This window comes from Rossellomorea sp. DA94 (assembly GCF_029834455.1).
Lineage (GTDB): Bacteria > Bacillota > Bacilli > Bacillales > Bacillaceae_B > Rossellomorea > Rossellomorea vietnamensis.
The window spans coordinates 733,994-746,642 of sequence record NZ_CP122397.1 but is presented as its reverse complement, the minus strand read 5'-3'; the positions used below and the strand labels follow the sequence as shown (position 1 = coordinate 746,642).

General features: G+C 46.9%; 13 protein-coding genes. 5 read left to right on the top strand and 8 right to left on the bottom strand.

Annotated features, from left to right (window positions below; genetic code table 11):
• The first annotated feature begins 188 nt into the window (after nucleotides 1-188).
• Genes P8596_RS03920 through P8596_RS03910 form a run of 3 tightly spaced genes read left to right on the top strand, consistent with a single transcriptional unit; the run spans nucleotide 189 to nucleotide 3,961 of the window.
• A complete protein-coding gene (locus P8596_RS03920; protein ID WP_279725977.1) occupies nucleotides 189-1,676 on the top strand; it encodes a spore germination protein in 1,488 nt (495 codons plus the stop codon).
• Nucleotides 1,673-2,842 carry a Ger(x)C family spore germination protein gene (locus P8596_RS03915; RefSeq protein WP_279725975.1) on the top strand — a complete coding sequence of 390 codons (1,170 nt, stop codon included), beginning with the start codon at nucleotides 1,673-1,675 and terminating at the stop codon, nucleotides 2,840-2,842. Before P8596_RS03920 ends, P8596_RS03915 begins: the two co-directional genes overlap by 4 nt.
• Before the next feature lie 21 nt (nucleotides 2,843-2,863).
• A complete protein-coding gene (locus P8596_RS03910; RefSeq protein WP_279725974.1) occupies nucleotides 2,864-3,961 on the top strand; it encodes a GerAB/ArcD/ProY family transporter in 1,098 nt (365 codons plus the stop codon).
• A 148-nt stretch (nucleotides 3,962-4,109) separates the two neighbouring features.
• Here the strand turns inward: P8596_RS03910 and P8596_RS03905 are convergent, their stop codons facing one another.
• The 4 genes from P8596_RS03905 to P8596_RS03890 all read right to left on the bottom strand — a co-directional run bounded on the left by P8596_RS03905 (nucleotide 4,110) and on the right by P8596_RS03890 (nucleotide 7,385).
• Nucleotides 4,110-4,661 carry a DUF3231 family protein gene (locus P8596_RS03905; protein ID WP_279725973.1) on the bottom strand — a complete coding sequence of 184 codons (552 nt, stop codon included), beginning with the start codon at nucleotides 4,659-4,661 and terminating at the stop codon, nucleotides 4,110-4,112.
• A gap of 233 nt (nucleotides 4,662-4,894) precedes the next feature.
• The gene (locus P8596_RS03900; protein WP_224521254.1) at nucleotides 4,895-5,515 is read right to left on the bottom strand and encodes a TetR/AcrR family transcriptional regulator; all 621 of its coding nucleotides are present in this window, start codon (nucleotides 5,513-5,515) and stop codon (nucleotides 4,895-4,897) included.
• Nucleotides 5,469-6,734, bottom strand: coding sequence for an MFS transporter (locus P8596_RS03895; protein WP_279725972.1), 1,266 nt, complete (start codon nucleotides 6,732-6,734; stop codon nucleotides 5,469-5,471). The genes P8596_RS03900 and P8596_RS03895 overlap by 47 nt, the downstream gene beginning before the upstream one ends.
• Nucleotides 6,735-6,926: 192 nt before the next feature.
• Nucleotides 6,927-7,385 (bottom strand): geobacillin-26 family protein, encoded by a 459-nt coding sequence (locus tag P8596_RS03890; protein WP_254653095.1) that lies wholly within the window; start codon nucleotides 7,383-7,385, stop codon nucleotides 6,927-6,929.
• Nucleotides 7,386-7,521: 136 nt separating this feature from the next.
• Between P8596_RS03890 and ahpC the strand changes: the two genes are divergently transcribed.
• Both ahpC and ahpF read left to right on the top strand, forming a co-directional pair.
• Nucleotides 7,522-8,085, top strand: a complete 564-nt coding sequence (gene ahpC, locus P8596_RS03885) for an alkyl hydroperoxide reductase subunit C (RefSeq protein WP_034761584.1) — start codon at nucleotides 7,522-7,524, stop codon at nucleotides 8,083-8,085.
• 12 nt (nucleotides 8,086-8,097) lie between these two features.
• Entirely contained in the window at nucleotides 8,098-9,624 is a 1,527-nt protein-coding gene (gene ahpF, locus P8596_RS03880; RefSeq protein ID WP_279725971.1) for an alkyl hydroperoxide reductase subunit F, read from the top strand.
• Between the two features lie 95 nt (nucleotides 9,625-9,719).
• Here ahpF and P8596_RS03875 read toward each other — a convergent pair whose 3' ends face one another.
• The 4 genes from P8596_RS03875 to P8596_RS03860 all read right to left on the bottom strand — a co-directional run bounded on the left by P8596_RS03875 (nucleotide 9,720) and on the right by P8596_RS03860 (nucleotide 12,597).
• Nucleotides 9,720-10,577 (bottom strand): protein phosphatase 2C domain-containing protein, encoded by an 858-nt coding sequence (locus P8596_RS03875; RefSeq protein WP_279725969.1) that lies wholly within the window; start codon nucleotides 10,575-10,577, stop codon nucleotides 9,720-9,722.
• 161 nt (nucleotides 10,578-10,738) lie between these two features.
• The gene (locus P8596_RS03870) at nucleotides 10,739-11,419 is read right to left on the bottom strand and encodes an adenine nucleotide alpha hydrolase (protein WP_224521259.1); all 681 of its coding nucleotides are present in this window, start codon (nucleotides 11,417-11,419) and stop codon (nucleotides 10,739-10,741) included.
• A gap of 161 nt (nucleotides 11,420-11,580) precedes the next feature.
• Nucleotides 11,581-12,033, bottom strand: a complete 453-nt coding sequence (locus P8596_RS03865; RefSeq protein WP_224521260.1) for a helix-turn-helix domain-containing protein — start codon at nucleotides 12,031-12,033, stop codon at nucleotides 11,581-11,583.
• A 171-nt stretch (nucleotides 12,034-12,204) separates the two neighbouring features.
• The gene (locus tag P8596_RS03860) at nucleotides 12,205-12,597 is read right to left on the bottom strand and encodes a DUF5412 domain-containing protein (RefSeq protein ID WP_279725967.1); all 393 of its coding nucleotides are present in this window, start codon (nucleotides 12,595-12,597) and stop codon (nucleotides 12,205-12,207) included.
• Nucleotides 12,598-12,649: the final 52 nt, after the last annotated feature.

Genomic DNA, 12,649 nt, shown 5'->3' with positions numbered 1-12,649 from the left:
ATAACTTAATAATATGAATAATCAGAAATCAATTGGTTCTTATTGGTTTTTTCTGTTATCTCGTTAAACTCAAAAAAGAACCATAGGCGGCTCCTACAAATACTCACTCAATTCCCCCCAATCACAAGAATGACATCCACCCTTCCAGCGCATACTATCCTATTGACACTACCAAAAGGGTGAGCGCAATGAACCAGAAACAATCAGGCCATTTAGCAGAAAGAGTCTCAGGGATCCTTGCATCCTTCGGGGGAAGCTCTGATGTCAAAACACGTTATTTGAAGTTACCCGGCGGCCATTTTTCTGCCTGCCTCCTTTACATAGAAAACATTGTGGATACGATGGCCATTCAGGAACATATCATCGAACCTTTGCTGCAAAAACCGATGACAGAGGAAGATGAGCCTTTCTTCCCTTTTATCATCCAAGAGGTTCTTCAAATCTCTGATATCGAGGTCTTCGAAGACATGGATAAGGTCATCGATAAGCTCGTGAATGGCTCCACTATCATCCTCTTTGATGGCGAGTCAGATGTTCTTTCAGCCGACACAGCCAAGTGGGAGGAGCGATCCCTCTCCAATCCAAAGGGACAGCGTACTGTCCAGGGTCCGGATATCGGCTTTACGGAGAGCCGCAGCGGGAATGTGGCCCTCATCAGGAAATACATTAAGAACCCGATGCTCCAGGCTCATACCGAAACCTACGGGAAGATCACCAATACGTCTGTCACCCTTGTTTACCTGGAGAATCTGGTGGATGCAGAGATTTTATCGAGCATCAAAGAGAAACTGAACGAAATGCCCTATGATTCGGTCATCGGTTCGAATTATATTACCGAGTATTTGACGAAAGAGTCTAAATCCCTTTTCCCTTTAGTCTTGAATTCTGATAGACCGGATGTAGCGGCTGCGGAGATTTTGGAGGGGAGGGTGTGCATCGTTGTGGACGGAACCCCGTTCGTTCTGATTGCACCAGCTGTGCTCATTCAGTTCTTCCAGTCGCCCGATGATTATTACTTAAACAGCGAAGCCACGAAATACGTGCGGCCATTGAGGTTTATTTTCTTCTGGTTATCTCTTTACATACCCGGCTTGTATGTGGCCTTCACGACCTTCCACAAAGGTCTCTTGCCCGTGAATTTATTGGTGGGTTTCACGGCGCAGCAGCAATCCGTACCGTTTCCCACCGTTTTTGAAACACTTCTTGTATTGACCTTGACCGATGCCATCTATGAGGGATCAAGCCGTCTCCCACAGAATCTGGTCATCACCATCTCTCTCTTTGGTGCCATCGTTTTCGGCCAGGCATCGGTGGAAGCACAGCTCGTGCAGCCTGTCACCCTGGTGATCATCAGTATTTCGTTCATCTTTTCAAGCATCATCCCGATTGCCTCCTTGAACTATTCCGTCAGGATCATTAAGATCAGCTTGATCTTGATCGGAGCATTGCTTGGATTATACGGGATCGCCTTATTCACGTTAATGCTTTTGGTTCATCTCTGCTACCTGAGATCGTTCTCGGTCCCGTATCTTGCCCCGGTCTCACCCTATTCGCGCAGGGACATGAAAAAGGATGTCTTCATCCGGAAACCGATACCTGAAATCAACCAAACCGTTCCTGTATTTCATAAGGAGGAACAGATGGAAGATCAGTCGAAAAAGGAGAATGATTCGTGAATCTATCCAAGTTACGTCTCATCACCATTTTGTTCGTCCTGCTGGGATCCATTATCGTCAGTTATATAAAAACGAAACAATTAAATGAGGTCGAACTGGTATCCGGCCTTGGGATTGATCAATTGGACGGTCAATATGCGGTGACCCTGCAGATCTTCAATCCTTCTGCCAATCAGAAGAATGCCGTGGACCCGACAGGCGGATTCACCTATACCCAAATGGGCAGAACCATACCGGAAGCCATTGAAAAAATCAGAAAAGAAACGCTTAAAGATCCGATTCTCGATACCTTACAAGTGGTCACCTTGAGCGAAAGGCTGGTGAAAGAGGAGGGCTTGAACGAAACGCTGGATTTCCTTGTCCGCAATCCCCGTGTTCCGGCGAGCATCAACACCATCGTCATCAAAGGGGAAAGTCCGGAATCATTTTTGAGTTTGTTTACCCCCCAGGAGAAATTAACCGCCTTATATACGAATACGATGTTGAGAAATTCAAAACAGGTCTGGGGAAATCTTGTGAACACTTCAGCCGAGCGAATCCGAAGCTACTTAACAGACAAAACGTCGGACATTATCATCCCGTATGTGGAGATTCACGGTGATATCGATAAAGGGATGTCCAAGGGGAATATTGAGAGTTTCTCCCCCGCTTCCCATCTTTCCCTCGAAGGGTTTGCGACATTTAAAGGAGAGAAGCTGAATTCCTTTTTAACCAACGAGGAAAGCAATACATTGGCCCTTATGAAGGGAGTTGATCAGGTTGTAAACATCTCGGCACCGTGTGCAGATTCACACGATGAATTTACAATTGAGGCCATCTCCACCTCCTCATCTCTAAAAGCAGACACTCAACCGGTTTCCTTCCGCCTGAAGGTAAAGATCAAAGGAAACCTTGAACAAATCGGGTGTGGGAAAGACCTTACCAAGCTTGCTTCACGAAAAACACTGCAATCTCAATTGGAAAAAAAGATCAAATCCAATATGGATGCCGTCATCAAAAAGTCTCAGGAAGATGGGACAGACGTGCTTGGATTAAAGGATGCCCTATACCGGCAAGAGCCAAAGCTTTGGAAAAAGAAAAAGAACGAGAAAGATTTTCTATCGACGGTGAATGTGAACACAAGTGTCCATGTGGAGTTCATTCGATTCGGTCACGTCAAACAATAATCCAGAAAGGGGGCAGAAGTCATGAATAAGGTATCCATGTCCGCACTTGAGTTATGTTCCATGATGCTTCTTTTCCTTACCGGGAGCACGATCGTAGTCGGTTTGAACTTTACCGCCATGGAAGACAGTATCCTGGCGACTGCCATGGAAGTAGGATTCGGGATCCTTTTATTCTACTTCTATCTTCTTGTATTGAAGAAGAGCTCGTGGAAGGAATTCGTCCCCCTTTTGGAGATGGGGTTCGGTTCCCTTTTGGCCAGGATTCTGGCTGTCATCTTCAGTTTTTACTTTCTATACATTGCCGCCAGGGTCATGAATGATTTTGCCTTTTTCACGACCCAGATCCTTTATCCGGATGCCCCGAACTGGATTGCCGCCGTCCCGTTCTTACTCGTTGTCGGCTATAGTACGATGCTCGGGATCGAAGCGATTGCCAGAAGCGCTGTCGTCATGACCTTCTTTTTTCTACTGATCCTGGTCATATTATGGCTGCTCGGTTTCCTTTCAGAAGAATTCCAGGTAAGATACCTCATGCCTCTCTTCTCACACGGATGGAAACCGCTCGGGCACATGATCTTTCCTACTGGTCTGACTTTCCCATATGGGGAACTTGTTGTATTTCTTGTCTTCCTACCGTACATTGCCAATAAAGAGAAGGTACAAAAGGTTGTTTGGATGCCCATTGTCATTGCCGGCTTGATCATTATGATCACCATGGAACTGGTCATCGGGATCCTTCATGCCCCGTTCGCCAATACCTATTACTTTCCCTTTGTGAAAGCGATGGAATTGGTTTCGTATTTAGGAATCATCCAGCATATGGAAATCTTCACCTACCTTCTTCTTATCGGAGGAGGGTTCATCAAAGTATCCGTATTCATATACGCTGCACGGGTCGTTCTCAGCCAGCTGTTTAAAATGAAGCAAAAGAATGGGCACGTTTTCATCTTAATGGCGGTCGTGTACCTCCTCTCCCTCCATCGAAGCGGAGACATAGCCGAGCATTTATACGTGGGATTGAAGCTCGTCCCCTACTATCTCCATATCCCCCTTCAACTCGTCATTCCCTTCTTATTGGGGATGGTGGTGTTTTGGAAAACGAGAAAGAGAGCATCATAAAAAAAGAGGCTTATCCCTGACAGCCAAGGGGACAGGTACCGTGGTCTTAATTGAACCAAGGTACCTGTCCCCTAATTTTTTTCATTTTATTGGCGAAATCCCGAGATCTCCATTTTCATTGATTGCACACACATCCACCGGAACAAGCCTACTTTCTCTCCGGAGCCCCAGGAGGAATGTAAAACGGCGGGACTCTGAGCCACCCCCTCGAGATCATCAAGTTCTTCAACGGAGCAGCGAATTTCATCAAGTTGATTTGAATGGAAAAGAACATCAGCCCGACATCGGTCCGGACGGTCTTTGACATGGCCTGGGCGCAATAGGTGATGGATGCTGCCACTTTGGCTGAGATGAGATTCGCAATCTCGTCATCGGTCAGCCTGACCCCTTCCGGCACGGCGCTTTGTTCGGATAACGGCTTTCGCGGGTTGACCAGGGGCAATGGAACCCCTTCCTTTAGTAGGAGTTTCTCAATTTTTTTCGTATCCAGCTTGCTTCCTTCCAGTGCGCTCTCTAGCACATGTTTCAAATCCTTATCCGTCGTGGTGTTCAATCCCACCTGGTAGAGGGCATGGGCTTCGTGAAAGGCCGTGAATGCGGTCCAAAGATCCATCACCTCTCCGACATGGAGCGGAGGCTTTGGTGCTTCATCTGTGAAGTTCTTCATAATGGCTGAGATCGCTTCAAATACGTGGGTCATTCTTCTACCTCCTGATTACTTGTCGTTACTATTATTCCTTATTTTGCATCTGGCATGCAGAAAAAGGGAAAGGTACCGAGGACCCGATTGGTCCAGAGTGCCTTTCCTATTGCCTTTTGTATTGGGATTGATGCATTTATCAGCGGAATATCGGATATATCAGCGAAATCCTGATTTTAACAGCGGAATTTTTAATATATCAGCGAAATCCCAATTTTATCAGCGATCTTCCTCTACTCTCCAACACCCAATCCCCACTTCAAGTATTCCATCAACCATTCCGTCTGCTCCTTCAACTGAATCGTCTCGGAATCAAGGATGGCATGATCCACCGCCATCCCATCGATATGGGAGATGATGCTCTTGGCAATCACTACAGGATCAAATCGGGGAGAGAATTCCCCTGCCTTGACGCCTTCTTCGATGATGTTGACGGTCATTTGGTAGGCCTGAAGGAAACGTTTCCTCGCGTGTTCCCTCCTGCTTTCAACATTGCGTCCCGTGATAAAATACTCTAGCTTTGAAGGGGCCAGAGCGTCCATGTCATTGGTTGCCTCCTTGCTTTCCCCGAGGAAGCTCATGAGCAGGACATCCCAGTACGATCCCTGTTGTTTCAGCATGGCCTGGATGCTTCCTTCGATGACCTCCAACTGCTCTCCGGCAATCAAGGCTTCAAAGAGATCCTCTTTATTTTCAAAGTATTGATACAATCCTCCTCTGCTTACACCGGCCCGCTCCATGACATGCTTCATGGTCGTGTTTTCATAGCCGTGCTCGCAGAAGACTTCCCGTGCGGCTTTCAATAAGTTAGAGCGGCGTTGCTCCTTGTGCTCCTGACTGACTTTCGGTGACATCCGTCTCCTCCTCTACTTTATGCTTTACTGCAATGGATACGAAGAATAATACGATCAATAATGAACCGGTGATGATGAAAGACGGGATGATCCCGATCACGGTGGCAAGTGCTCCCCCTGCGAGCGGTCCGATGATCGTGGCCGTCGTCGTCGTGCTGTTGACGACTCCGAATACCCTGCCCGTCATATGAACCGGTGTCTTCTCCTGGGTCGCTGCCTGGAACGGGATGAAGACGAGGCCGGCAGATGCCCCTGCCATCAAGCCCAACGCGGGAACCCACAGCATTGACAGGCTGAGGTCATAATGCGTCAGGACCCCCATCAGACCAAACCCCAACCCGATTCCGAATACCCCAACACACATATAGACGAAGGCGTTATAATCGGTCTTTTTCGACAGATAAATCCCTGTGATCAGCATTCCGACACCTGCACTTGCTACGAGATATCCCAAGAGATTCGGTGAAACATCCGTCAATTGACGAAGCAGGACAATGAATTGAGAGTCCGATAATTGAAGGATCAGTAAGCTGATCCCGAGCAAAAACAATCCATATAATAAGAAACGGCTTTTCTTAATGAATGAGAATCCGACTTTGATTTCCTCTTTGAAGGAAGGTCCGTCCCTCTTCTCCTCTTCCACTTTCACTTCTTTCACGGCTTTTGGCAAAAGGAAGATGAAGATCGCCGACAGGAAGAAGGTGGCGGAGTCCAGATAGAAGACGTTGTATGTTCCGATCAAGGACACCAGGATCCCGCTCACGAGGGGTCCGATGACCTTTGTGCCCGAATCGATGGTGGACGAAAGCGACATGGCCCCCTTGATGTTCTCATCTGCCACAAGCTCCTTCAACTTTCCATTCTTTGCCGGAATGAACACTGAGGAGAAGATCCCCGTCAGGAACAAACAGCCGTACACCATCCACACATTCGTGGCAAGCGTCAGGAGCAGAATCAGCACACCCCTCACCACATCGGAAAACACCATCAGCGTCTTCCTCTCCATCCGATCTGCAATCGTTCCCGTGATCGGTCCGAATAAAGCCATCGGCAGCGCCAGGCTCAAGATGATCAACGACATCTGCATCGGTGTTGCTTCCCATTTTAACCCAACCAGCGTAATGATCGCCACAATACTTAACCAATCACCCAAACCCGAAATCGCCTGCGCCGTCATCAACGTGATGAACCCCTTATTTTTCCGCAAAGAAGATCCCATTTCCCATCGCCCCTTTATTAAAAATGACATTAGTGTCGTTTTCTTAATCTTAGTATATCGACACGAGTGTCATTTTGCAACTGACTTTTTAATTTTTTTTCAAAAATACGCAAATAAGAAGCTCATGGTTCCCATGAACTTCTTTCTACCTCTTCTTGTTCATATGTTTTTTCCCTTCCTACATATTCGACCTTACTCCAACAACACTGCATAATAATACCCTGCATCCTGAAGAGCAGCCCGCATATCCATATAATTCATCAGTGCAAAAAATAGCCCAAGACCACCCATACAGGCAATGAGGATCGAAGCTAACCTAGGAACATGTTTTGTTTTTTTATAAACAATCATTGTCGTGATGCAGACAATGACAACATATACAGCCGATATGATCATGGTGAATCGGTGACCTGACGCTTCATTTACCGCTTTACGAAAACTCTCCAGTGACTCTTCGTTTTCACTATTTTCCTGGAACGTCTTCTTACGTTTCTCATGCCCGATTTCCCAAGTTAGCGTACGACCTTCCATGCTCATTTGATAATGGAAACCGCCCACACTTCCTTCTTGTATCACCTCGGATGTTTCGGCATTGATCTGTAGTGGAAAAAGTAAGAGCAAGAATAGTAATATCATTGCTTTTTTGAACATAAAATCCCCCTCTTCTAAAACAGAATCTTTTCCCTTGACAAAAAAACGCATTTATATAATAATGAATATCGAATTAGAATTATTACAATCTGTTAATGATTCTCAATCACAACCACTACTAGGAGGAATTTACACTATGTCATTAATCGGTTCACAAGTCGTACCATTTAAAGCAGAAGCATTCAAAGACGGTGAGTTCATCACTGTTACAGACGAAAGCCTGAAAGGTCAATGGAGCATTTTCTGCTTCTACCCTGCGGACTTCACATTTGTATGCCCGACAGAGCTTGAAGACCTTCAGAATAACTATGAAACTCTTAAAGAGCTTGGCGTAGAAGTGTACTCAGTTTCTACGGACACTCACTTTACACATAAAGGCTGGCACGACAGCTCTGAAAAAATCGGTAAAATCAAATACGCAATGATCGGTGACCCGTCACAACGTATCACTCGCGGCTTCGATGTATTGAATGAAGAAGATGGTCTTGCTGACCGCGGAACATTCATCATCGACCCGGATGGCGTCATCCAAGCAGTTGAAATCAACGCTGGCGGAATCGGCCGTGACGCAGATATCTTAGTTAGCAAAATCAAGGCTGCACAATATGTGCGCAACAACCCAGGCGAAGTTTGCCCGGCTAAATGGCAGGAAGGTTCTGAAACACTTAAGCCAAGCCTTGACCTAGTTGGTAAATTATAAGGAGTGCTAAACATGCTCGAAGCAGATATTAAAGCACAATTAGAACAGTACCTGCAGATGATGGAAGGTGACATCGTCCTGAAAGTCAGTGCAGGTGACGATGACACGTCGAAGGAGATGCTCGCTCTTGTAGAGGAGCTCTCTTCCATGTCATCCCGCATCTCAGTGGAAAAAGCAGAACTGACAAGAACACCAAGCTTCAGCGTGAATCGTCCTGGTGAGGAGACCGGTATTACTTTTGCCGGGATCCCTCTTGGACATGAATTCACTTCCCTGGTTCTTGCCCTCCTTCAAGTGAGCGGCAGAGCGCCAAAAGTGGATCAAAGCGTCATTGACCAGATCAAGAGCGTCAAAGGTGAACACCACTTCGAGACGTATGTCAGCCTAAGCTGTCACAACTGTCCTGATGTGGTGCAGGCACTGAACATCATGAGTGTCCTGAATCCGAACATCACGCACACGATGATCGATGGAGCTGCGTTTAAGGAAGAAGTGGAACGCAAGAACGTTATGGCTGTTCCAGCAGTATACTTAAATGCTGAATTCTTCAACGGCGGACGTACAACGTTAGAAGAAATTCTTTCTAAAATCGTGGAAGGTCCCGGTGCGGATGAGCTATCGGATAAAGATCCGTATGACGTCCTTGTCGTCGGTGGCGGACCTGCGGGATCCAGTGCGGCGATTTATGCGGCACGTAAAGGAATCCGTACAGGAATCGTTGCTGAACGCTTCGGCGGTCAGGTCCTTGACACGATGAGCATCGAGAACTTTATCAGCGTGAAGCAGACAGAAGGTCCGAAACTTGTGGCAAGTCTTGAAGAGCACGTGAAGGATTATGGCATCGATGTCATGAATCTTCAGCGCGCAAAACGCCTCGAGAAGAAAGATCTTGTGGAGCTTGAGCTTGAAAACGGCGCAGTCCTAAAGAGTAAGAGCCTGATCATCTCGACAGGTGCACGCTGGCGCAACATCGGCGTTCCTGGTGAAGAGAAGTTCAAGAACAAGGGAGTGGCATACTGCCCTCACTGTGACGGTCCACTCTTTGAAGGGAAAGATGTCGCTGTCATCGGCGGAGGAAACTCCGGTATCGAAGCAGCCATCGACCTTGCAGGAATCGTCAAGCATGTCACGGTCCTTGAGTTCAACGCTGAACTGAAAGCCGACGACGTGCTGCAAAAACGTCTTTACAGCCTGCCGAACGTGACAGTCATCACAAACGCTCAAACCCAGGAAATCACGGGTACAGATAAAGTGAACGGTATCACTTACAAGGACCGTGAAACTCTTGAAGAGAAGCACGTCGAACTGCAAGGTGTATTCGTCCAAATCGGTCTTGTACCAAACACAGACTGGCTTGGCGACCTTGTAGACCGTACGAAATTCGGTGAAATCATCGTAGACAAACACGGTGCCACCAACGTCCCTGGTGTATTCGCTGCAGGAGACTGTACAGACAGTGCATATAACCAAATCATCATCTCCATGGGATCAGGAGCAACCGCCGCACTTGGCGCGTTTGACTATATGATCCGGAACTAAAGAGAGATTGAGAGGTTCGTCCCTTTTTGAGGGACGGACCTCTTTTTGCCTTGAGTGGAGATTCTTTTGGACGGGTTTGGAGGTCCGTCCCTCTCCTAGGACCCTCCCCCGAAGTCCATGACGATGCCGGCTTTGTCGTCGCTTTTCTTGAATCTTGGGTAGGTGATGCATTCGGGGTCTGATTCTTCGAGGTCGATCAGGTCGGCAGCATATTTCTCGATTCCTTTTTCAAGGATACTGCACGCTGTGAATTCCCAATACGGTTCCCCCTCTGGGATTGATTCCGCCGGAAGGAATAATCCATCGGTCAAGAGGATCAGGTGGCTCAGCCCGACCTTGTTGATTTTCCCGTATTCAAAATACTTGACCGCTTCCGGTTCCCCATTCAGGACACCATATCCCCCTTCCGCATTGCTCAGCTGTCGGTTCGCAATCAGCTGCTCCTTCACATGGGGCATAATTTCATCCTTCTTTCTGAATCCTCTCCTGATGCATTCCCTCCACATTTCAATCGCCGTCTCTTCCAGATGCTCTACCTGCAGCCTCGTCAAGGGACGGACCTCCCCACTTTCATAGACGGCGAGGATCATGCAATCCCCGGTCTGGATGAACTCAATCCCGCTATCCCCAACGCGGACTGTTGCAAGGGCCGTACCCCACAGATGTTCCTTCCGATTGCCGTCAATTTGATAGTCTGTCATTTTCATATGTAAACGTTCATTGGTTCTGGTCAGTGCTTCATAGAGTGACTGATCCCCCGACTCTATGGATTCAAGCGCATCCTTCACCGTCTGGGAGGCGATGTAGCCTCCTGTCAGATGTTCTTTTGAGGTGAAGGGGACCAGGGATGATACCCCGTCCGCGACACCGAATAGGGACTGTCCCTCATTGAAGATCAACGCATCTTCGTTTAGAGGTCCGTCCCCCTTAATGGTGATGTGGTGTAGTTTCATGTGAACACTTCCTTACTAGAAATATACTTTTATGTGAAAAGGGCTCCCAGGAGTCACTTATCAGCGAAATTTTCAATATATCAGCGAAAAATTGATTTTATCAGCGGAATTCCGAATATATCAGCGAATCTAGGAATATATCAGCGATTCCTATATCCGAATCACTTCGGGACCACATCCCTATACAAAAAGCGGTCCCGGCCCGTCACCATGTCCGGCGTCACTCTCTCCTTCCCGAGCTCGTACCGGATCGGAAACTCAAAGTTCGTACCGTCAAACACAAATGTATGGAACTCTCCATTTTCCCCGCACACATCACAGTTCTCAGGATAGTCTCTTAGAAAATCCGCGTCGTATACTCTTCCGGCAAACGACCGATCCAGCTGTTCCATATCGATACAGGTGAGCACCGTCTTAAATCCACGCTCGATAAATTCACGACCCAGTTCCCCTACGTCCCGACCCCACAATGGAAAAACCGGCGTAATACCTGTCCCTTCAAGCATCTTCTCCCGATATGCCCGTACATCCGCAAGATGGATATCTCCGAAGACCATATGCGTGACCCCGTCCTCCAGCATCCCGGAAACGGCTTTCCCCATCCGATCCTGATACACTTCATTCGGACAATCCTGAGGGATCCACACCTCTCTCAGTGGAATTCCAAGAGACTTCGATTGCCGCTTCAACATCTCGTATCGCACACCATGGATCGACACCCTGTCGAACCCTTCCGTCAGCGTCACGAGGAGCGAATCCACCTCGTACTCAGGATTTTGCTGTATGTTATATAATGCCAGAGTGGAATCCTTTCCACCGCTGAATGCTATGACTGTTTTCATGTTGACCTCCCTGTTTTCATGTTGACCTCCCTGTTTTCCAATGAGTTTTTTCACTATTCATTATTCCAAACCTGGACGGGGAACTCAAATTTCTTGGCATGAAAAAAAGAGGCTGTGAAGCCCCTTTTAGTTGATGATTTTATTATTAATATAAATCTCCCCTACTCCTTCCTATACTTATCCTTCACCACACCAGAACCGAATCCCCCTCCAAGCATAAGAATCAGTGGACCGAAATTCCACAAAAATGAACCGCCATATAAAGTCGCAGCCATCGGGGTGAAATGATTCACCCCCAGGACGATCAATTTGATGACAAGTAATATGAAACCTATTAAAAACAACACATCGAACATAAATTTAACCCTCGGATAAGCGAGTTGTTTACTGTCTTGAATGACCTTCTCCTTCAACTCTTCATCACTCCTCAATAGTTCATCAATTGTCACTCCGAACAAGTCGCTCAATCGGATAATGATTTCGATACTCGGATAATTCTGACCGTTCTCCCATTTCGAAACCGATTGTCTGCTGACAAACAATTGCTCTGCCAATTCACCCTGGGACCACCCTTTATTTGTTCTCTCCCTCTTTAACTTCTCACCGAAAACCATTCCATCAGTCACCTTTCGCTGTTGATAGTTTCATTGTTGCCCATCATCTTTCAAACGTAAAGAACGGAATCGTTGCACACACCCGCAACCCCACGTTGACATGGGGAAATCCCAGTTATATCAATGATTTCGATATCATTTTTCACAGGGAAAAAGTGGCCCAGATCATCTTCATTGATGCCGGAAATCAAATTCTTCACCAGGAACATTCAGCGTTACTCCATTGATCACGACCGTATCCTTATCAGTCCACGAAATCTCGGCCGTCTCTTCCCGATAGTTCCAATAAATATTTTTCGTCTTGTTCTCTTTTTCGTTATCAACCAATTCTCCTCTAACCCCATAGGAAGTCGTTGCTCCCCCATTCGTGACATATGCCCGCAGCGTGTATTTCCCATCAGGAGATGCTTCTTCTGTCAGAAACTCACCTTCCGGCAGCCTGTTCATATCATAAAATGCCCAATAGACTGCATAAATCCCAAATCCGATCACACAAACAGCAAAGAGACCCAAAACAGTAAAGACTACTTTCTTTTCAGTTTCAACACCGCGATTTGAACCCATCTTATGTACTCCTTATAAACGATTATTCTTTCATTTATCCATTTCTCTCAGC